Here is a 19,514-nt window from a genome sequence, read left to right on the forward strand (position 1 = left end):
CGTTCGATGGAAACCGTTTAGCTCTGTTTGGTGACTTGCGTAAAGTCCAACTCGACCGGGGTCTCGCGGCCGAAGATCGAAACCGAAACTTTCAGCTTCTGGGCCTCGTCGTCCACACCTTCGACCATTCCGTCGAAATCCTCGAACGGGCCGTCGTTGACCTTGACCTTCTCGCCAACCTCGAAGGTGATCATCAGCTTGGGCGCTTCTTCACCTTCCTGAACACGGTTGAGGATCTGGTTCACCTCGGCATCGCGCATCGGCATCGGGCGCCCCTGAGGGCCCAGAAAGCCGGTAACACGGTTGATCGAGTTGATCAGGTGATAACCCTGATCCGACATCTCCATATGCACCAGCACGTAGCCGGGCATGAAGCGACGCTCGGTTGTAACCTTCTTGCCCCGGCGCACTTCGATCACCTCTTCGGTGGGCACCAGAACTTCGTCGATATCGTCTTCAAGGCCCTGCTCAGCCACCGACGTGCGGATCTGCTCTGCGATCTTCTTTTCGAAATTCGAAAGAACGCTGACCGAGTACCACCGTTTCGCCATGAACCTGTCGTCCTTGTTTACCTTTGGGCCGCGACGCATCGCGCCCTTCGTTGAAATCCAATTGCGTCACCCGGAATAAAAAGCGGCGCGCAGCCCGATTCGCCGCACGCCTATTCCGAATAGTCATGTCACCTACTCTGACACGCCGTGCTGTGCAAGGGGGCAGTCGCGTTTCCGCTGGCCCAAACCGGACTAGCTGAATGCGCCAAGCACCAGTTGCAGACCCCCGCGAATGCCCAGATCGACCAGCGCAAAGAAGACAGCTGTCAGTGCCGCCATGATAAACACCATGACCGTGGTCAACAGAACCTCACGGCGGGTCGGCCAGACAACCTTTGCGACTTCGGCGCGGACCTGCTGAATGAACTGGATCGGATTTATGGTGGCCATGAGGCTTCAATCTCTCTGCTAGCGGATGGGCCGGACATAGCCGGGCATTGCGGCAATTTCAAGGGCTGTTGACGCCCCTGTCAGGGCTTGGGCTTGTCATCCCATTCGTCGCTGAGGATACGGCGCGCATCGCCTTCGGGATCCTCATACTGGTTTGAGCGAACCGTGTAGACAAACGCAACCAGGCCAACCCCGCCCAAAAGCAGGGAAATCGGGATCAGATAGGCAAGCACTTCCATCAGAGTTACCTCAGCCGCAAGGCGTTCAGGGATACCGTAATCGAGGAGGTCGACATCGCCAAGGCCGCGATCAGCGGGGTCGCCAACCCGGCCACAGCAAGTGGGACCGCGATGATGTTATAGACGGTGGCGATGCGGAAATTCTCGCGAATCCGGCGTGTCGCCTTGACAGCTGTATCGCAGGCCTCAGCGATCGGGGACAGGTCATTGCCCAGCAGCACGATATCTGATGCCACACGCGCGGCATCCAAGGCGCTGGCCGGAGAAATCGATACATGCGCCGCCGCCAAGGCCGCTGTGTCGTTCAGACCGTCGCCAACCATCAAGACCTTTCGACCTTGATCGCTCAGTTCCTGCACCTTGACAGCTTTTTCTTGCGGCAAGGCTTGTGCAACCCAGCTTTCAATGCCCAGCTTAGCCGCCAAGGCCTGAACCGCACCTTGCGTATCACCGGATATCAGGATCACGTCTTTGCCCGCATCACGGAACGCCGCAACGGCTTCGGAGGCACCGGCACGCAGGCTGTCCGTAAAGGTAAAGCGCTCAGCTGGTCGCGATCCTATCGCAAGCCAGGCTGCAGTCTGGTCGCCATCCTCGCCGCCGACCCACGCAGCGCGGCCCAAACGGACGCGCTGATCACGATAATACCCCTCAGTGCCGTATCCCGGCACTTCGGCAATATCACTGAGGGTGGCGGGCTTGATCCCAGCCTCGCGCACCGCCTTTGCAAGCGCAACCGACAGTGGGTGCGACGAGGCCTCGGCTAAAGTTAATGCAATGGCTAGATCAGCGCGTGCATGATCGCCAAGATTGGTCAATTCAGGCGCACCGGATGTGAGCGTGCCTGTTTTGTCGAACACCACCGTATCCACTTCGGCCAGCCGCTCCAGCGCGGTCGCGTGTTTGATCAGCATCCCGCTGCGGAACAACCGGCCCGAGGCTGCTGTGGTCACAGCCGGAACAGCCAAACCCAACGCGCAGGGGCAAGTGATGATCAGCACAGCCGCAGCAATGTTCAATGCCGTTCGTATATCGCCGGAATAGATATACCAGCCAAGAAAGCTGAGCGCCGACAAGATATGAACCCCCGGCGCGTAGAGCTTGGCTGCTTTGTCTGCAAGCGAGGTATAGCGCGACCGGCCCGATTCAGCGATCGCCACCAGATCCGCCATACGGTGCAGCGAGGTATCCTCACCCACTGCCGTGGCGCGGATGGTCAACGGGCCGGTCAGGTTGACCTCACCGGCACTGACGCCCAGCCCAACCTCGGCAAAGACAGGGAGCGTTTCACCGGTTAGCAGCGAGCGGTCCAGCTCGGACTGGCCCGAGACAATTTCACCGTCCACAGGCATGCGCCCACCGGGGCGCACCAAGACCAGATCGCCGACGCTCAGGCTTGCGACTGCCACTTCTTCCTCGATGCCGTTAACAAGTCGAATAGCCCGGGGAACTTCCAGCGCGGTCAGTTCTTCGGCGGCAGATCGAGCAGCGGCGCGTGTGCGATAATCAAGGTAGCGGCCCGCCAAGAGAAAGAATGTCAGCGTCAGCGCAGCATCAAAATAGGCGTGTTCACCGCTAAGGGCGGTTTCCCAAAGCGATGTGATCAGCGCCAGCAGGATCGCCAGAACAATCGGCACATCCATGTTCAGGCGGCGCACGCGCAGGGCGCTCCAGGCATTGGTGAAGAAAGGCTGGGCCGAGAATGCAATCGCAGGCAGCGCAATGGCCGCAGAGATCCAGTGGAACATGTCCCGCGTTGCATCAGTGGCCCCGGACCAGACCGACACCGACAGCAGCATCACATTCATTGACGCAAACCCTGCAACGGCCAACCGCATCAACAGATCGCGCCCGGCCTTATCCGTTTGCGTGGCCGACAACGAACCCGGGTCCAGCTCATGCGCTTCAAAGCCAGCGCTTTCCAACACCAGGATCAAATCAGCGGCACGCGTCTCAGGCGCTGCTTTGATCATCGCGCGCTTGAGCGTCAGGTTGACCCGAGCATCCTCAACACCAGGATGGGCGTTCAACTCACGCTCGACCGTGGCGATACAGGCGGAACAGTGAATTCCTGGTAGGGATAGCGCGATCTGCACATCCTCGGGAATTGGCCGGGCCGGTTCGGTCGGGGCGGCGATGCATCCGGGACAAGCCGCTCTGGCCGAGGTCGCTTGCGCGGTCATGGCATCAGCCCTTCACATACAGCGGCACACGCTGCGCAAATTCTGCACCATCCTTGGCCTTAGCCACCAGCCGGATGTTCCAATTGCCCTTACCCAGCGCAGCCGGGGCAGCATAGGCGATACCGTCAAAGGTGAAGTCAGGCGAAAAGTCTTCTTTCACATGGGTGGCACGTCCGACAATCGCCTGTAACTCGGCCACTTCAACAGGTGAGCCGGTCTGATCGGTGATGCGCAACACCAGCAGCCCTCCGGTTAGTTCTGCCGCGATTTCCCAGCCCAACGCCTGCTGTTCCTTCAAACGCTCGTTGAATTCCTGACTGGCGACATAGGAGTTTTTTACCTCCAACCCCGGGAAGGTCTTAACGGCGTTATAGGCCAGAACAAGGTTCACCGTGATGATCACACCAAAGGCCGCAACGAATACCGCAAGCGCATGTTTGCCTGTGAATTGACGCTCTGCCATTCTCAGTTTCCTCGTCCGTTGAACGTGGTGTCCTTATAGGCCCGCTCACCGCTTTCCAGATCTTCGACCCAGATGCGGACGGATGTGCTGTCCACAGCAGCAGGCCCGGTGTCTTTCGCAGCAGTGATGTACACCCGCGTTAATTGTGCCGTATCTGCGGTGACATTAACAGTGTCGCCTTCGACGCCCTCGATTTCGACCTGAAGCGACGGGTCACCTGTGAGCGTCAGCTTGAAGGGCCGCTCTTCGCCATGCTTGTTGCGCAGGCGCACGTCGTAAGTGTTCCGGATGGTGCCATCGGAAAGCGTCACAAATGTCGGGTTGCGGACCGGAGCAACGGTCAGGTCGATATCCGAACGAATGAACAAGGCAAACAGAAGCGCAAAACCGACCAGCGACCAAAGCGCAGTATATAGGATCGTGCGCGGGCGCAGGATGTGTTTCCAAACACTTTTGGGTGGCTGACCTTCACGCTCACGCGTTTCATCACTCAGCGCCATATAGTCGATCAAACCACGAGGTTTGCCGATCTTGGCCATCATGTCATCACAGGCATCAATGCATAGCGCGCAGGTGATGCATTCCAGTTGCTGACCGTCACGGATGTCGATGCCAACCGGGCACACATTCACGCAGGCCATACAATCGATGCAATCCCCCAACTCGCTATCCGCTGTGCGTTTACCCTTTCCGCGCGGCTCACCCCGCCATTCGCGATAGCCCACGACCAGAGTATCTTCGTCCATCATCGCGGCCTGAATGCGCGGCCAGGGACAGGCATAGATACATATCTGCTCGCGCGCGAAACCGCCGAAAAAGAAGGTTGTCGCAGTCAGGATCAGCATTGTGGTGTAGGCCACGGGATGGGCGTTGCCGGTAACCAGATCGCGCGCCAGCGTCGGGGCATCCGCAAAATAGAACACCCAGGCACCGCCGGTTGCCAGCCCGATAAAGAACCAGACCACCCATTTGGTCAGTCGCAGACGTATCTTGCGAAAATCCAGCTTCTTCTGATGATGCAGGCGCAGACGCGCGTTGCGGTCGCCTTCGATCCAGCGCTCAACAAGGATATATAGGTCGGTCCATACGGTCTGCGGGCAGGCATATCCGCACCAAACCCGGCCCAACGCCGAGGTGAACAGGAACAGACCGAGCCCGGCCATGATCAGCAGCCCGGCAACGAAATAGAACTCGTGCGGCCATATCTCGATCCAAAAGAAGTAAAAACGCCGGTTCGCCAGATCCAGCAGCACCGCCTGATCCGGCAGGCTTGGGCCCCGATCCCATCTGATCCAAGGCGTCACGTAGTAGATGCCCAACGTTACCGCCATGATGATCCACTTCAGATTCCGGAATGGGCCGGAAACCCTTCTAGGAAAAATCGGTTCTCTGGCGGCATAGAGGCTGGGGGTCGGGTTGGAATCGCTCACAGGCTGGCTCCGGTACTGGCTCTTCTGAGTGTGTCTTTTTCCAGATCACACGCATAGGAACTTTGACATGGGTCAAAACGCGCATCACACAGACACCTTTTATCAGATTTCGCGCGCCTGTTGCTTAAGCCATTTGATAAACGTCTTCGCGGCAGGTCTAAGTGCCGAATTTCCCGTCACAATATGGTATCCGCGCGTATCGGGTTCGACAAAAAGCTCGACAATGCGGCCAGCCGCGATGTCCGCTTCGACGAATTGTCGCACGGTGACAGTGACCCCTTGCCCCGACCGCAAACCATCCAGCATCAGATTGCCCGGCAGTTGGGTGCTCCCGGCACCGCGTTCCGGTCCAACCCCACGTTCGGTCAACCATGTGGTGGCCTCGGTCGTGCCAATTTCTTCTAGCCAAGGCAGTTGAGCCAGCTCGGACGGCGACCAATCCGTCTTATCGCCCAGCAGTGCCGGAGAGGCGACGATCACCATTGGCGTTTGCAACAGCATCTCGGACTGCACACCGGGCCACCCACCCGCGCCGTATCGAATGGCGAGGTCCACGCCGCCGGGACGCAGCTCGACAACCTCAAAGGTCGGATCAAGGATCAGATTTATCTGGGGATGCGTCGCGCGAAACGTGGGAAGGCGTGGCATCAGCCACGAGGCCGCAAAGGATGATGTCAGCGATACGTGCACCGGGCGATCCCGGCCGGACTTGGCCAAATCGCTGACAGCGACTTCGATCGCGCCAAACCCAAGCAGCAATGCGCGCGCCAGATGCTCTCCTTCAGCGGTCAATGTCAGCGCTTTGCCTGAACGATCCAACAGGGCTGCACCCAGATGGTTCTCAAGCAAACGCAGTTGCTGACTGATCGCAGCGTGACTGACATTCAGGGCTGCTCCGGCTTCGACAACATTCCGCTTTTCGGCGAAAGCAGCAAAGGCCCTGAGCGACGCCATAGGAGGCAGGGAAAGCCAATCCATATGTAACCCCAACTTACACAATTGAATGGTAATTGAGTCGCATTCAGCGCGTCAAAGGTCAATCTTTATCAGTAGAAGCAACGCTGCACAGGAGCACACCCATGCTGACCATATTTGCCAAATCCTTCATGACCGCAACTCGCATCAATGAGCCACATGTCTACGATGCGAGAAAGCCTAAGCATCGCAAGCGCCGCTGGTTACCTGAGAGTCATTGGTGGAGAGAAAGCCCCCGCGACGTGGATCTGAACAATCTTTGATACAGCTTGATGGCCGTATCTGGACCGCCACCAAACGTGGCCCTATTGTTAAAAATCGGCACCGGCTGTTCTGGAAACGCGCGAACAGATGGAACAGCCGGTGCCTCAGCCTTCGGGCGGGAGACCGCCCGGAGGTGTTCTTTGACCGCTATTGACCGCCACCCAACTGGTGAACATAAGCCGTGACGGCGCGGATTTGCGCATCGGTCAGGCGGTTCTCCCACGGGGGCATAACACCAAAGCGGCTGTTGGTGACTGTCTCGGTCAATGCTTCTTCGCTGCCGCCATAAAGCCAGATCGCATCAGTCAGGTTAGGCGCGCCTTGTGTGACATCACCCTGACCTTTATCGCCATGGCACACGGCACAGTTATCTTCGAACACAACCTTGCCCGCTTGCGCGGCCGCATCGTCGGTCTGCGCATTGGTCAAAGACATGACGTATTGAACCACCTGAGTGATCTCGTCCTGCTCAAGGATGTCGCCAAAGGCTGGCATCTCGGAATAGCGCGCATCGTCGCTTTCCTCGTTGCGGATGCCATAGGCGACCGAATACTCGATATCCTCAAGTGTACCGCCCCACAGCCATGCGTCGTCGAGCAGGTTCGGGAAACCCGGTGCACCTTGCGCACCTGAACCGTGGCATTGCGCGCACCAGGTCCGGAACACCGCACCACCCGAATTCACAGCATATTGCTGCAGCTCGGCATCTGCTGAAATCTGTTCCAGCGGAGTTTCCACCAGCTTGGCATTCCACGGCGCATTCGCCTCTTCAAACGCAACCATTTCCTGCTGCACCAGCTCGCGCGAGGACCAGCCCAGCACACCAGCGGTTGCCGATTGAACCAGCGGCCATGCTGGATACATGATCGTATAGATCACGCCCCAGAAGATCGTGGCATAGAAGGTCCACAGCCACCAGCGCGGCATCGGATTATCGAACTCTTCGATACCGTCCCAGCTGTGACCCGTGGTGTTTGGATCGCCCGGCTGTTTGTCAGGTGTCTTGCTCATTGCCGCGCCTCCTTGGATGTGGCGGGTTTGTCTTCATGACGGAACGGGATGTTGGCTGTGTCCTTGTATTCCTTGCTGGCACCGGGTCGGAAAACCCAGATGACGATGCCGACAAAGAAGGTGAACAACAGCAGTAGCATCCAGCTATCCGCAAACTGTCTGAGGAGAGTGTATTCTTCCATCTTGTCCCTCCTTAGCGGCTTGCATCAGGCGTGAAGGTCGAAAAGTCGACCAGCGTGCCCAGCATCTGCAGATAGGCGATCATTGCGTCGGCTTCGGTCAGTTCGGGCTGACCATCGAAGTTCCGCACATTGACCTTCTCGCCATAGCGTTCCAGCAGACCGTCATAGTCGCTATCCGGATCGGCCTGCGCGCGGAAGTCCACGGCAGCGTTCTCCAGCATCTCATCGGTGTACGGCGTGCCAACCAGAGCATTCGCAGCCATGATATCGCCGATATACTCACCATCGATCTTACGGTTTTCGAGGAAGCCATATTTCGGCATCACCGATTCCGGCACAACCGATTGCGGATCGCGCATGTGATCCACGTGCCACTGGTCCGAATAGCGGCCACCGACGCGCGCCAAATCAGGCCCGGTACGTTTCGATCCCCACTGGAACGGGTGGTCATACATGGACTCTGCCGCCAGCGAGTAATGGCCATAGCGTTCGACCTCGTCCCGCATCGGGCGGATCATCTGGCTGTGGCAGACATAGCAGCCTTCGCGCAGATAGATCTCGCGCCCTGCCATCTCAAGGGGGGTGTACGGCCTCATCCCTTCCACCTTTTCGATGGTGTTCTCAAGGTAGAACAGCGGGGTGATCTGAACGATGCCACCGATGGTTACGACCAAAAAGCTGAAGATCAGCAGGAGGGTCGCGTTGGTCTCGAGGATCTTGTGTTTGTCGAGAATTGCCATTGCTCCGGCCCTCCTTATTCAGCCGGGACCGCAACGGTCAGGCTGGCCTCTTTGGCCGGTGCTTTCCGCACAGTCATCCACAGGTTGTAGCACATGATCACCGAGCCAGCGAGGAACAGAACCCCACCCAGACCTCGTACGACGTACATCGGGAACTTGGCGGCGACGGTGTCAGCGAACGAGTTCACCAGGAAGCCGTTGGCATCCACTTCGCGCCACATCAGGCCCTCCATGATGCCGGTGACCCACATCGACGCGGCGTAGAGCACGATGCCGATGGTCGCGAGCCAGAAGTGCCAGCTGACCATTTGCAGCGAGTATAGACGCTCACGCTTCCACAGGACGGGGACCAGGAAGTATAGCGCACCAAAGGTGATCATACCGTTCCAGCCCAATGCGCCCGAGTGCACGTGGCCAATGGTCCAGTCGGTATAGTGGCTGAGCGAGTTCACAGCGCGGATCGACATCATCGGACCTTCGAATGTGGACATGCCGTAGAAGCCGACCGAGATAACCATCATGCGGATGATCGGATCGGTGCGCAGCTTGTCCCAAGCGCCTGACAGGGTCATCAGACCGTTGATCATACCACCCCAGGACGGCATCCACAGTACAACCGAGAACACCATACCCAGCGTCGAAGCCCAGTCAGGCAGCGCGGTATAGTGCAGGTGGTGCGGACCGGCCCAGATATACAGGAAGATCAACGCCCAGAAGTGGATAATCGACAGCTTATAGCTAAACACCGGACGTTCGGCCTGTTTCGGGATGAAATAGTACATCATGCCCAGGAAGCCCGCAGTCAGGAAGAAGCCCACAGCGTTGTGGCCATACCACCACTGGATCATGGCATCTTGGACGCCCGACCAGACGATGACCGATTTCGAGCCCCAGATGCTGACCGGGATGGTCATGTTGTTGACCAGGTGCAGCATGGCGACGGTCACGATGAAGGCCAGATAAAACCAGTTGGCCACATAGATATGAGGCTCTTTCCGTTTGATAATCGTACCGAGGTAAACGGCCAGATAGGCCACCCACACAACGGTCAGCCATAGGTCGACATACCACTCGGGCTCAGCGTATTCTTTCGATTGGGTCCCGCCCAGCACATAACCGGTGGCGGCCAATACGATGAACAGCTGGTAGCCCCAGAACACGAACCAGGCCAGATTACCTCCCCACAGACGCGCGGCGCTGGTGCGTTGCACGACATAGAATGAGGTTGCAATCAGGGCGTTGCCGCCAAAGGCAAAGATAACAGCCGATGTGTGCAACGGCCGAAGACGCCCGAAATTCAAATAGCCCTGCGCCCACTCGAAATTCAGCGAAGGAAAGGCCAACTGGAACGCAATAAAGGTTCCCGCAAGGAACCCGACCACGCCCCAAAAGGCGGTCGCAATCACGCCATAGCGGATCACGTCATCCATGTATTCCGCCGAGCGATCTACGAGTATATCTGGCTCTTCGGTGTTTCTTAGCGTCCAGATGAACAATCCGGCGGCGATGATCATCACCAGTATTGCGTGCACCTGATACGCCAAATCCCGTGCATAGTTGGACCCGATGGCTGCGAATATCACAACCAGCCCAAGCACGATCAGCTTGATGTAATTTGACATATTGCGTCCCTTTGCCATGCCCCGCGCGATTCTTCATGCCACGCGAAACCCTTTTGACTGCTTGTCGTAATGCAGCGATGCCAATTCTACTGCTTTGATCTGCATCAAGACAGACCTGTGTTTTCTGTGACAGATTTTTTGAAGACTGAGGTGTGCGTTGAGCGCGATGCAGGCCAGAAACATGAGGGCGATATGGCATATAAATCCCTACTCACCGTAATGACGGAAACCAACTTGGCGCAGAGCGCACTCGAACAGATGGTTGCATTGGCAGAGGGTCAGGATGCACATGCCGAAGCCTTGTGCCTTGGTGTTGATCGCAGCCAGACCGGTTACTACTACGCCGGTGCCAATGCATTGATTCTGCAAGAAACACTGAGCCGCGCCAATGCCGAGGCTGATGAAATTCTCACCTACGCTAAGGACTATCTGGGCAAGTCCGGTGTGCGCTGGTCGGCCGAGAACGGTGTGGCCCAGATCGCCGACATAGGGCGGCATGTCGCGCGTCGCGCACGGTTTTCAGATCTTGTGATATTGCCTAGACCTTATGGCAAGGATCGTGACGCCGAGGCCGAGCCAATTGTCGAAGCCGCCATGTTTGAAGGCCACGCCCCAGTATTGCTGGTGCCAGATGAGAATAAACCCATGTCTGCCCCCAATACAGTCATGGTTGGCTGGAACGAAAGTGTCGAAGCAATGCGCGCAATCCGCCGTGCGCTACCATTTCTGAAGCAGGCCGAGCTCACGCGGATTGTGGTGATAGACCCGCCCCGTCATGGGCCAGATCGCTCAGACCCGGGCGGGCTGTTGTCTCAGATGCTGGCACGGCATGGTGTGAAATGCGAAATCGACGTGCTGAGCAAGACCATGACCCGTGTATCAGATATTTTGAACCGGCATGCAGCCGACACCGAAGCCGATATGATCGTGATGGGTGCCTACGGTCACTCGCGTTTTCGCGAAGCGATTTTGGGCGGTGCGACACGAAACATGCTGGAGCAATCAGAGGTGCCGGTTTTTCTGGCCCACTGACATAAACAAAAAGCCGCCTCAGCAGGCGGCTTTTTTTCTAGGCTTTGCGGATCAAGCCGATCAGGAACAGCAAAATCACCGCGCCAATCGTCGCAAAGAAAATCGAGGAAATCAGCCCTCCGCCTATGGCAAAACCCAATGCCGGGAAGATCGTGCCCGCAAGAAACGCACCAACGATTCCAACAATGATGTTTCCGATCAGGCCAAACCCTCGGCCTTCCATGATCTTTCCTGAAAGCCATCCCGCGATTGCGCCGATGAACAACATGGCAAGTACACCGCTGAACCCCATTGTGAACTCCTGATAGTTAGAGGTCGACGCCGCAGAAATCAGGCGTCAAACCAGAAATCCGCCATCCGTATCATCACCCGCCTCTTCCATGAGGCGCCCCATATCGGGGATTGTTACGTGACGTTTGCCTTCCAGCGTAATGACTTGATCTTTCTTAAGGGCAGAGATTTGTCGGCTGACTGTTTCCAACGTCAAGCCAAGATAGTCGGCCATTGCTTCACGCGTGAGCGGAAGATCAAAGACGATCGGCCCTGCCGTACCGGATTGGTGGATCGACGCATCCCTGCGTGCGATGATCGACAACAGGCTTGCAATCTTTTCCCGCGCCGTCTTGCGCCCAAGCACCAACATCCATTCACGGGCTGCATCCAGCTCATCCAGCGTCATTTCCAACAAGCGCTGTGCGATATGCGGCGTCGTCACCATCATCTCTTCAAAAGGCTTCTTGCGGAAACAACACATCACCAGATCAGTGGTCGCCACCACGTCGTAGGGTGCGTTTTCTCTCCCGGGTCGGCCCACAAAATCGCTGGGCAGCAACAGGCCCACCATCTGGGTACGCCCGTCTTCCATCGTCTGGGTCAAAGACGCGATTCCCGATACGACCGAACCGACAAAATTCATCGGATCGCCAGACCAGATGATCGTCTGCCCGGCCTCGAAGCTGCGATAGTACTTGATGCTCTCAAGCTCTTCCAGCTCGTCCTTTTCACAATGCGCGCACACAGCGCGATGCCGGATGGGGCATTCAGCGCAGTTGGTGTGATCGAATTGGACCCTGATTGTCATTCGCGTTCCCAATTTGATTTCGGTCAAAGTAACCTGAGACGTCTGATCATAGTCATATCGTTATGACACTGAAACCACAATTGGCACGGCTCGGGCTTTTTGACGCGAAGGTACCGCGTTACACAAGCTATCCAACCGCCCCTCACTTCAGCAATGACGTCGGGGCCGATCTGTTTGGCGACTGGATATCCGGCATTGCTCCGGGCAGTTCCATCTCACTTTATATCCATGTTCCGTTCTGTCGCAGGCTATGCTGGTTCTGCGCATGTCGAACCCAAGGCACCCAGACGGACAACCCGGTTATCGCCTACGTCGACGTTTTGAAGGCCGAGTTGGACTTACTAGCGGCACGCCTGCCTGAGGGTGTTACTTTGTCGCGGCTTCATTGGGGTGGCGGCACGCCTACTCTGCTGAATGCAGAGCTGATGCGAGATCTGGCCAGACGAATCCTTGAAATTGTACCGTTAGGGCCAAATGCCGAGTTTTCGGTTGAGATTGACCCCAATGAGATCGACGAAGCGCGGCTAGATGCGCTGGCCGAGGCCGGGATGAACCGAGCCTCAATCGGTGTTCAGGATTTCGACGATGAAATTCAAAAAACCATCGGTCGCATTCAAAGCTATGACACCACCAGAGAAGTCGCTGAGATGATCCGCGCGCGCGGCATCTCAAGCCTAAATGCCGATATTCTGTACGGCCTGCCCCATCAGACCAAAGCGCGTATGACCGAAAGCGTGCAGAAGTTGCTATCGCTGAACCCTGATCGCGTTGCCCTGTACGGATATGCCCATGTGCCCTGGATGGCCAAGCGGCAGCAGTTAATCCCATCAGATGCCCTACCCACGCCCGAACAGAGGCTGGCCCTGTTCGAAACGGCGCGGCGGCTGTTTTTGTGGGACAACTACGCCGAGATCGGCATCGACCACTTTGCGACCCAAGACGACGGGCTAACCCACGCGCTGCGTGCGGGCCGGTTGAAGCGCAACTTTCAGGGTTATACGGACGATCAGGCTCCGATCCTGATTGGACTGGGCGCAAGCTCTATTTCGCGCTTTCCTCAGGGCTATGCGCAGAATGCCCCGGCGACGTCGGCCCACACCAAGGCTATTCGCGAAGGGCGATTCTCGACCTCGCGAGGGCATCTCTTCAAGGGGCAGGACGTTCTTCGATCTCGTTTGATTGAGGCACTGATGTGCGATTTCCAAATCAATTCGAACGAAATCCTGCGCGACCACGACATCTCTGCAGCTGAGCTTCAACAGATGTACGCAACGGCGAACGCGGCGTTCGACGGATTGCTGCGCGTCGATGAAAATGGCCTGTTCATACCACCTGAAGCGCGCGCATTGACCCGCATGATCGCACGCAGCTTTGACGCCTATGACCTGAGCAAAGCCGGGCACAGCTCTGCGATCTGAATTCTCTTGGGTCGGTCGATTTCCGCGACCTGCCCTGCCAAACCGGCACGGGGGCTTGACGCATGCCTTCGGTTTTCTCCACACTCAAGGGGTGGAGAGGCCCGCCTCTTCGCAGCCTGAGGCAGGCAAACGCAGACAGTTCTTGCCGACGCGCATGCGTTCGACAGCCCTTTTCGTGCAGCCATGTTGCAACTGAAAGAGGGACAGCATCCATGCGCGTTTTCACCGTCCTCGGCCCCAGCCAATCGGGCAAATCTACCCTGGTCGAGGCCATTAGCCGCCTCGACGGGCGGCCAACCACATTCGATATTGCCGGAACCGTGCACATGCACGGTTTTTCTTACTTAGACGAACCCTGGTGCGCGGTGGACGTGGATGGGGGCGGTGATGCCCTGGCCTATGTCGGCCCCGCCATGGCGATCTCGGATGCAGCGGTTGTTGTCGTGCCACCTGATCCGGATGCTGCCGTCCTGTGTGCCCCATATCTAAGGTTGGTCGAAGAGGCGGGTATTCCTTGTTTCCTCTTCATCAACCGCATGGACAGCCCGAATGGCCGCATCCGCGACATCGTTGCAGCGTTACAAACTTACTGCACCCATCACATCGCTCTGCGGCAAGTTCCGATCCGTGACGGTGACACCATCATCGGCGCGGTCGATCTAATTTCGGAACGCGCGTGGAAATATCAGGAAGGCCAACCCTCGGCTCTGATCGAACTGCCGCAGTCGGTTGAGGATCGCGAGCAAGAAGCGCGCACCGAGTTGTTGGAGACGCTCTCGGATTTCGATGACAAGCTGCTAGAGCAGCTGATCGAAGACAAACAGCCACCCAGCGAAGAGGTCTATGAACTGGCCGCGCAGGTTCTGCAGAACCATCAGCTTATCCCGGCCTGCCTGGGCGCGGCGAGCCATGGCAACGGCCTGACCCGGTTGATGAAAGCGTTGCGACATGAAGCACCTGAATTCAACATTGCGGCAGACCGTGACGAGGCCGAAGAAAACGCGCGCGCCATTGCGGGCTTTGCAGATGTGAAAAAGCATATCGGCAAGATCACCGTGCTGCGCGGCTTGGGCGACGGGGTCAAAGCGCACGAACCATTGGGCGGAGAGACAGTTGGAAATCTGACCGGTTTAGATGCCAAGACTCAGATCGGAGCGCTGGAGGCCGGACAGATTGGCTTGGCCGTCAAATCCGATCACCTCAATCCCGGTTTCATCTATGACAGTGCGTCGGCCACACCGCTGCCGGAATGGGCCTCATCACACCCTGCCGCGCATCGTCAGGTCGTTTCCCCAGCGCACGAGCGTGACGACGTGCGCCTATCGAACGCTCTGACCCGGTTGGTAGAAATCGACCCCGGCCTGCATCTGGAACAGGACGATCTGAGTGGCCATTCGATCCTGGGTTCGCAAGGCCCTCAGCACATGCGTCGTGTGTCCGCCAAACTGGCCGAAGATTTCGGAATTGAGATTGAAGCCGAGGCTGCCGGAACCGCCTATCGCGAAACCATCCGTTCAAAGGTCGAACACCGCCATCGTCACCGCAAGCAATCCGGTGGTGCAGGTCAATTTGCTGATGTGGTGATCTCGATCGCGCCTCTGCCGCGCGGATCCGGGTTCCAATTCGAAGAAATCGTCAAAGGCGGTGCCGTGCCTCGGAATTACATCCCTTCTGTCGAGCATGGGGCCAAAGACGCGCTGGTCGAAGGCCCCGAGGGGTTCCCTGTTGTTGACGTCAAGGTGACGCTAAGCGACGGGAAGCACCACAATGTCGATAGTTCCGATTATGCCTTCCGAACCGCTGGCAAAAACGCGGTGCGCGAAGCGCTACCCGAAGCGAAACCGGTCGTCCTGCAACCGATCCTGAATGCCGAAATCCACCTACCGTCGACCTTTGTCGGCGACCTCGTCCCCACGATCAGTTCGCTACAAGGGCAGGTTCTGGGCTTTGAGGGCAACCCAAATGCATCGGGATGGGAAATCTTCAACGCCCAACTTCCGGCCGTCGCCGAGGATGAACTGCATCGGACACTTGCCAGCGCAACACGCGGCACCGGATGGGTCAAACTGCAATTCGATCACTATGAAGAGTTGCGCGGCCCAGTGCCCGCTTCAGCCAAGAACAAAGAAATGGCCTGAGGCCGCAGCTGCGGGCTGACCCTCAGCCCGCGGCCGCAATCAGTTCGCGGGTATAGTCGGTCTGCGCGTGTTCGAACAGGTCCTCAGCCGCGCCCATCTCGATCACGTCCCCGTTGCGCATGACGATGACGTTATGGGACATCGCGCGCACGACCTTCAGGTCGTGGCTGATGAACAGATAGGCTAGCCCGTATTTCCGTTGCAGGTCGCGCAGCAGGTCCACGATCTGCACCTGCACCGTCATGTCCAGCGCGCTGGTCGGTTCGTCCAGCACCAGCAGCTTAGGCCGCAACACCATGGCCCGCGCGATGGCGATCCGTTGGCGCTGACCGCCTGAGAACTCATGCGGATACCGATCCATGGCCGCGGGATCCAACCCGACTTCTACCATCACTTCGGCCACCAATTCGCGCGGGGCACGATGGGGGTCGACCTTGTGGATGGCCAGACCCTCGGCAATGATCTGCATACAGGTCATCCGAGGGCTAAGGCTGCCAAATGGGTCCTGAAACACGATCTGCATGTCCTTGCGCAGCCGCCTGAGTTCTCGGGTGGACCAGCGACGCACATCTTGATCGCGGAAAGTGATCCCGCCCTCGGATGCGATCAGACGCATAATCGCCAACGCAAGCGTCGTCTTGCCCGAGCCGCTTTCGCCTACGATCCCAAGTGTTTCACCGGCCCGGACACTAAGCGTGGCGTCATTGACAGCCTTAACATAGCCCACGGTCCGCTTTAGAAATCCGCGCTGGATCGGGAACCAGACCTTCAGGTGATCGGTGCGCGCCACCTCTTCTGCATCGGATGCCACCGGGTCGGGGTGCCCCGACGGCTCAGCCGCCAAAAGCTTGCGCGTATAGGGGTGCTGCGGATTGTCAAAAATCTCGGTTGTCACACCGGTCTCGACAATCTCGCCATCTTTCATCACGCAAACCCGATCGGCGATGCGGCGCACGATGCCCAGATCATGGGTGATGAACAGCATTCCCATATTCTCAGACTTCTGCAATTCAGCCAGCAGCTCCAGAATCTGCGCCTGAATGGTCACGTCCAGCGCGGTCGTCGGTTCATCCGCGATCAGAATGTCTGGCTTGTTGGCCAAGGCCATCGCGATCATCACGCGCTGACGCTGTCCTCCGGACAATTGATGCGGATAACTGTCCAACCGCTCTTCGGGGTCGCGGATGCCGACCTTGTTCAAAAGTTCCACAATCCGCGTGCGCGCCGCATCGCCCGTAACGCCCTGATGCAGCGCCAGAGACTCCGCCATCTGTTTCTGGATTGTATGCAGCGGGTTGAGCGAGGTCATCGGTTCTTGAAAGATAAAACTGATGTCATTGCCGCGCACATCCATCAGCTTGTCTTCGGGCGCGCCGATCATCTCTTGCCCGTCATAGGTGACCGAGCCTTCGACAATTGCACTGTCACCCAGAAGCGACACGGTGCTGAGTGCGGTTACGGATTTACCCGAGCCAGACTCGCCCACCAACGCTACGGTTTCGCCCCGGTCGACCGTAAAGGACACACCTTTGACCGCCGCGCTCACCTGCCCGTCCTGCCGGAACGAGACCTTGAGGTTGTTCACATCCAGCAGGCTCATGAGAAGGTCTTTCTGGGATCAAACGCATCGCGCACGCCTTCAAAAATGAAGACCAGTAGAGACAGCATGATGGCAAAGGTGAAAAAGGCGGTGAAGGCTAGCCACGGGGCCTGCAGGTTTTGCTTTGCCTGCAAAGTCAGTTCCCCCAGAGACGGAGCCGAGGATGGCAGGCCGAAGCCAAGGAAGTCCAGCGAGGCCAGCCCGCCAATGGTTCCGGTTACGATGAACGGCATAAAGGTCAATGTGGCGACCATCGCATTAGGCAACATGTGGCGGAACATGATCGTCATGTTACCCACGCCCAACGCGCGGGCGGCACGGACATATTCCAGATTGCGCGCCCGCAGGAATTCGGCGCGCACAACGCCAACCAAGCCGGTCCAACCAAACAAAATCATCAAAGCGACAAGCAGCCAGAAACTTCGCCCGAGAATGGCGAACATGATGATAATCACATAGAGCGATGGAGTGGACGACCAGATCTCAATAATCCGTTGGAAGATCAGATCGAGCCAGCCGCCGAAAAAGCCCTGAATAGCCCCGGCGAAAATGCCGATCAGGCTGGCAGCGCCAGTAACGATCAACGTAAACAGGATCGACAAGCGGAAGCCATAGATCACACGCGCCAACACGTCGCGTTTGGTGTCATCCGTGCCCAGCAGGTTCTGGCTATTTGGCGGCAAAGGTGCGGCGCCCGGACGGTCTACGCTCGTGTTGAAGGAATAAGGGATCAGCGGCCAGATGGCCCAGCCGCGTTCAAAGCCTTCGGCCTCAAACGTGCCGGCCTTGATCTCGTCAATGATCCCTTCGGGGTCGTCAAAGCATTGATCCAGCCCACCGCTGTCGATCAAACACATAACCTCGGGGTCGCGATAGATCGCTTCGGTCTGGAAATCACCGCCGAATTCGGTTTCGGCATAGAAGTTGAAGACGGGCGTGTAGAACTCGCCCCGGTATTTCACGAGGATCGGTTTGTCATTTGCGATAAATTCGGCGAACAGCGACAGCCCGAACAGCACTGAGAAGATAATCAGCGACCAGAACGCCCGGCCATTACGCCGAAAGTTGCGCCACCGGCGCTGGTTAAGGGGGGAAAGCGCCATTTACCCCTCCCGCTTTTCGAAATCGATGCGCGGGTCGACCAGCACATACATCAGGTCACTGATGATGCCGACGACCAGACCCATCAGACCAAAGATGAAAAGCGTTCCAAAAATCACTGGATAGTCGCGCGCCACGGCGGCTTCAAATCCCAAGCGGCCCAGACCATCCAGCGAGAAGATGGTCTCGATAATGATCGAGCCACCAAAGAACACACCGATGAACACGGCAGGGAAGCCCGCAATCACGATCAGCATCGCGTTGCGGAAGACATGGCCATAAAGCACTTTGCGTTCGCTCAGCCCCTTGGCGCGGGCGGTCATGACGTATTGCTTTTTGATCTCATCCAGAAACGAGTTCTTGGTCAGCAACGTCAGCGTCGCAAAGGCCGAGATGGTCAGCGCAATGATCGGCAATGTGATGTGCCAGAAATAGTCGGTGATCTTGCCAAACAGACTGAGGCTTTCCCAGTTGTCCGAAGTCAGCCCCCGCAGCGGGAAAATCTGCCAGTAGGAGCCACCGGCAAAGAGTACCAGCAGCAGAATCGCGAACAGGAAGCCGGGGATTGCATAAGCCACGATGATTGCACCGCTGGTCCATGTATCGAAACTCGACCCGTCCTTGATCGCCTTGCGGATACCCAGCGGAATCGACACCAGATAAGCAATCAGAGTCGACCACAAGCCCAGTGAGATCGACACCGGCATCTTTTCCAGCACCAGATCGATCACGCTGATCGAACGGAAATAGCTCTCGCCAAAATCGAGGGTCAGGTAGTTGCCCATCATCGTCAGAAAACGCTCAACGGGAGGCTTATCGAAGCCAAACTCTTTTTCGAGCTCTTCAATGAACTCTTTCGGAAGCCCGCGCGCACCGATGTAGTCACTATCCGATCCGAATGTCTCTTCGGCTGGGGCGCCATCGCCTCCGGCAAACCCGGCAAATACGTCGCCTTCGCCTTGCATCTGGGCGAGAATTTGTTCGATAGGACCACCCGGCACGAATTGAACAAGGGTGAAGTTCACCACCATGATGCCAAGCAATGTAGGGATCACCAGCAAAAGCCGGCGAAGAATATATGCGCCCAAAGTTTG

Annotated in this window: 20 protein-coding genes; 4 read left to right on the forward strand and 16 right to left on the reverse strand. The window is 57.5% G+C overall.

Translation table 11 applies throughout. The features are described 5' to 3' along the window. Window positions 1-17: 17 nt before the first annotated feature. The 7 genes from nusG to ACR0NN_RS15465 form a co-directional block, all read right to left on the reverse strand. Window positions 18-551, reverse strand: coding sequence for a transcription termination/antitermination protein NusG (nusG, locus tag ACR0NN_RS15435; RefSeq protein WP_170533167.1), 534 nt, complete (start codon window positions 549-551; stop codon window positions 18-20). Between the two features lie 192 nt (window positions 552-743). After that, the gene (gene secE, locus ACR0NN_RS15440) at window positions 744-941 is read right to left on the reverse strand and encodes a preprotein translocase subunit SecE (protein ID WP_170596845.1); all 198 of its coding nucleotides are present in this window, start codon (window positions 939-941) and stop codon (window positions 744-746) included. 80 nt (window positions 942-1,021) lie between these two features. Next, window positions 1,022-1,180 carry a cbb3-type cytochrome oxidase assembly protein CcoS gene (gene ccoS / locus ACR0NN_RS15445; RefSeq protein ID WP_170596844.1) on the reverse strand — a complete coding sequence of 53 codons (159 nt, stop codon included), beginning with the start codon at window positions 1,178-1,180 and terminating at the stop codon, window positions 1,022-1,024. A 5-nt stretch (window positions 1,181-1,185) separates the two neighbouring features. After that, window positions 1,186-3,363 carry a heavy metal translocating P-type ATPase gene (locus ACR0NN_RS15450; RefSeq protein WP_170725099.1) on the reverse strand — a complete coding sequence of 726 codons (2,178 nt, stop codon included), beginning with the start codon at window positions 3,361-3,363 and terminating at the stop codon, window positions 1,186-1,188. A gap of 4 nt (window positions 3,364-3,367) precedes the next feature. Then, complete coding sequence (locus tag ACR0NN_RS15455; protein WP_170687047.1) at window positions 3,368-3,826, reverse strand: FixH family protein; 459 nt, start codon at window positions 3,824-3,826, stop codon at window positions 3,368-3,370. A gap of 2 nt (window positions 3,827-3,828) precedes the next feature. After that, window positions 3,829-5,256, reverse strand: a complete 1,428-nt coding sequence (gene ccoG, locus ACR0NN_RS15460; protein ID WP_170725098.1) for a cytochrome c oxidase accessory protein CcoG — start codon at window positions 5,254-5,256, stop codon at window positions 3,829-3,831. 102 nt (window positions 5,257-5,358) lie between these two features. Beyond that, window positions 5,359-6,234, reverse strand: a complete 876-nt coding sequence (locus tag ACR0NN_RS15465) for a LysR family transcriptional regulator (protein ID WP_170725097.1) — start codon at window positions 6,232-6,234, stop codon at window positions 5,359-5,361. 101 nt (window positions 6,235-6,335) lie between these two features. Here ACR0NN_RS15465 and ACR0NN_RS15470 point away from each other — a divergent pair, with 101 nt between their 5' ends. Further along, window positions 6,336-6,494: a hypothetical protein gene (locus ACR0NN_RS15470; RefSeq protein WP_170725096.1), complete on the forward strand. Its 159-nt coding sequence runs from the start codon at window positions 6,336-6,338 to the stop codon at window positions 6,492-6,494. A 148-nt stretch (window positions 6,495-6,642) separates the two neighbouring features. On the opposite strand, the gene ccoP is transcribed toward ACR0NN_RS15470, so the two are convergent. Genes ccoP through ccoN form a run of 4 tightly spaced genes read right to left on the reverse strand, consistent with a single transcriptional unit; the run spans window position 6,643 to window position 10,050 of the window. Beyond that, complete coding sequence (gene ccoP, locus ACR0NN_RS15475; RefSeq protein ID WP_170725095.1) at window positions 6,643-7,506, reverse strand: cytochrome-c oxidase, cbb3-type subunit III; 864 nt, start codon at window positions 7,504-7,506, stop codon at window positions 6,643-6,645. Next, entirely contained in the window at window positions 7,503-7,688 is a 186-nt protein-coding gene (locus ACR0NN_RS15480) for a cbb3-type cytochrome c oxidase subunit 3 (protein ID WP_170687042.1), read from the reverse strand. The genes ccoP and ACR0NN_RS15480 overlap by 4 nt, the downstream gene beginning before the upstream one ends. Before the next feature lie 11 nt (window positions 7,689-7,699). Then, window positions 7,700-8,428, reverse strand: a complete 729-nt coding sequence (gene ccoO, locus ACR0NN_RS15485) for a cytochrome-c oxidase, cbb3-type subunit II (protein ID WP_170725094.1) — start codon at window positions 8,426-8,428, stop codon at window positions 7,700-7,702. 14 nt (window positions 8,429-8,442) lie between these two features. Then, a complete protein-coding gene (gene ccoN / locus ACR0NN_RS15490; RefSeq protein WP_170687040.1) occupies window positions 8,443-10,050 on the reverse strand; it encodes a cytochrome-c oxidase, cbb3-type subunit I in 1,608 nt (535 codons plus the stop codon). A gap of 192 nt (window positions 10,051-10,242) precedes the next feature. Between ccoN and ACR0NN_RS15495 the strand changes: the two genes are divergently transcribed. Further along, window positions 10,243-11,082 (forward strand): universal stress protein, encoded by an 840-nt coding sequence (locus tag ACR0NN_RS15495; protein ID WP_170725093.1) that lies wholly within the window; start codon window positions 10,243-10,245, stop codon window positions 11,080-11,082. Window positions 11,083-11,119: 37 nt separating this feature from the next. Here the strand turns inward: ACR0NN_RS15495 and ACR0NN_RS15500 are convergent, their stop codons facing one another. Both ACR0NN_RS15500 and fnrL read right to left on the reverse strand, forming a co-directional pair. Continuing rightward, window positions 11,120-11,374 (reverse strand): GlsB/YeaQ/YmgE family stress response membrane protein, encoded by a 255-nt coding sequence (locus tag ACR0NN_RS15500; RefSeq protein ID WP_170687038.1) that lies wholly within the window; start codon window positions 11,372-11,374, stop codon window positions 11,120-11,122. A gap of 45 nt (window positions 11,375-11,419) precedes the next feature. Then, window positions 11,420-12,163 (reverse strand): transcriptional regulator FnrL, encoded by a 744-nt coding sequence (gene fnrL, locus ACR0NN_RS15505; protein ID WP_170725092.1) that lies wholly within the window; start codon window positions 12,161-12,163, stop codon window positions 11,420-11,422. A gap of 62 nt (window positions 12,164-12,225) precedes the next feature. On the opposite strand from fnrL, the gene hemN reads away from it, so the two are divergent. Further along, window positions 12,226-13,581 (forward strand): oxygen-independent coproporphyrinogen III oxidase, encoded by a 1,356-nt coding sequence (gene hemN / locus ACR0NN_RS15510; RefSeq protein WP_170725091.1) that lies wholly within the window; start codon window positions 12,226-12,228, stop codon window positions 13,579-13,581. Window positions 13,582-13,793: 212 nt separating this feature from the next. Further along, a complete protein-coding gene (locus ACR0NN_RS15515) occupies window positions 13,794-15,719 on the forward strand; it encodes an elongation factor G (protein WP_170725090.1) in 1,926 nt (641 codons plus the stop codon). A gap of 22 nt (window positions 15,720-15,741) precedes the next feature. On the opposite strand, the gene ACR0NN_RS15520 is transcribed toward ACR0NN_RS15515, so the two are convergent. The 3 genes from ACR0NN_RS15520 to ACR0NN_RS15530 are packed head-to-tail and all read right to left on the reverse strand — an operon-like array spanning window position 15,742 to window position 19,508. Continuing rightward, complete coding sequence (locus ACR0NN_RS15520) at window positions 15,742-17,319, reverse strand: ABC transporter ATP-binding protein (RefSeq protein ID WP_170725089.1); 1,578 nt, start codon at window positions 17,317-17,319, stop codon at window positions 15,742-15,744. Beyond that, the gene (locus ACR0NN_RS15525) at window positions 17,316-18,422 is read right to left on the reverse strand and encodes an ABC transporter permease (protein ID WP_170725088.1); all 1,107 of its coding nucleotides are present in this window, start codon (window positions 18,420-18,422) and stop codon (window positions 17,316-17,318) included. Before ACR0NN_RS15525 ends, ACR0NN_RS15520 begins: the two co-directional genes overlap by 4 nt. Beyond that, entirely contained in the window at window positions 18,423-19,508 is a 1,086-nt protein-coding gene (locus tag ACR0NN_RS15530; RefSeq protein WP_170725087.1) for a microcin C ABC transporter permease YejB, read from the reverse strand. Window positions 19,509-19,514: the final 6 nt, after the last annotated feature.

The sequence above is a fragment of the Ruegeria sp. BA2 genome (genome assembly GCF_056539605.1).